The organism is Cognatiluteimonas sedimenti (genome assembly GCF_022808325.1).
Taxonomy (GTDB): domain Bacteria; phylum Pseudomonadota; class Gammaproteobacteria; order Xanthomonadales; family Xanthomonadaceae; genus Cognatiluteimonas; species Cognatiluteimonas sedimenti.
Window position 1 is genome coordinate 272935 of the sequence record NZ_JALGCL010000003.1, and the last position, 1245, is coordinate 274179.

1 protein-coding gene is annotated in these 1245 nt (G+C 54.7%); it reads right to left on the reverse strand.

Annotation, left to right across the window (positions count from 1 at the left end; genetic code table 11):
- Positions 1-18: 18 nt before the first annotated feature.
- Complete coding sequence (locus MQC88_RS10455) at positions 19-1200, reverse strand: alpha/beta fold hydrolase (protein ID WP_243321750.1); 1182 nt, start codon at positions 1198-1200, stop codon at positions 19-21.
- Positions 1201-1245 lie beyond the last annotated feature (45 nt).

The following is a 1245-nucleotide window of genomic DNA, read 5'->3' on the forward strand; positions in this document are numbered from 1 at the left end:
GCGGCTCTTGCGACCAGCTTACGGCGTGGTTGCAAGCTGTTCTAGTTTCTCCAGTGCATTCGTATTGTTGGGGTTGAGCGCTAGCGATTTACGATAGTGCATGATGGATGCATCGCGGTTTCCTTGCACCATATAAGCCTCTGCAAGGCTGTCGTAGGTGTTCGCACTCTCCGGATATGCCTCGACGTTTAGCTTGAAAAGGGCGATAGCCTCTGCGATTTTCTTCGCACTCAGATGCTGATAGCCAAGAGTGTTAAGTGTCCTTTCTTTGAAATATTCAGATGGGTACCGATGCTTCATCTGGCGGTACAGCCTGATCGCGTTCTCTAGTCCTTCATCCTTTAGCGCACGTACAAAGGCGATCTCCACACTAGGAAACACAACTCGCCGAACTGCTGAAATAACGAGCGCTGGGTCGTCTACTTGTATGTAATGACCGCTTTCCGGAGTGACAACCAAGCCTCCTTCTGTGGCTTCGGCCACCCAAGCGCCAAACTCATCAAATGCCGATTTGATCCACTGCGGCCCCGAGTCCTTTCCGGCCACAAGTACCATCATCGGTACGTCGGGAGGCGCACCGAACGAGTGCAGTTCAGGGAACCCCTTTCGTGTTTCATTTTTTGCAAAGTCATACTCCCGCTTGGGGCCGATAGGAGCGTCCCTCAAGGCGGTCTCTTGCTCCGCTATCTCCGTCTCAAGTTCTTTCGCACCAAGGGTCGCGAAGAACTTTGTGTTCATCGCGTCGACAAAAACCACTCCCGCCACTTCATCCTTGAACAGGTGAGCGAACGCGCGGATGTTAGCGCCGCCGAGAGAATGGCCGACCAAGACATAAGGCGGTTCTATGTCGGCGCGATGAAGGAGCGTGTGGAGTTCAGTGGCGAGTCGTGTGTGTGAGCGAGGTTCGGGTCCAGTCTCCGACTGTCCGCCACCCGCGCGGTCGTATGAAACGACGCGTGCAAAGCGTGCGATCTCAGGGAAAACACTATTCCAATCTCGAATGCCGCCCCCTAGGCCAGAGTCGAGTACAACGGTCGGAGTGCCCTTTCCGGCGATCTGTAGCCGCAGCTTGTGGCCGCCAATATCAACGTGCCGGATTTCGATGTTTGGTTGGCTGGTGGCTTGACGTTCTTGTGCCAGCGAGGGGATAGCCCAGGCAAGAAAGCACAAAGCCGCCGACAACCTTGCAATTGGATTCACTTACGTTCTCCTGGGTATGCGCCTCGAGAAAGTCTGTAGAGCCGC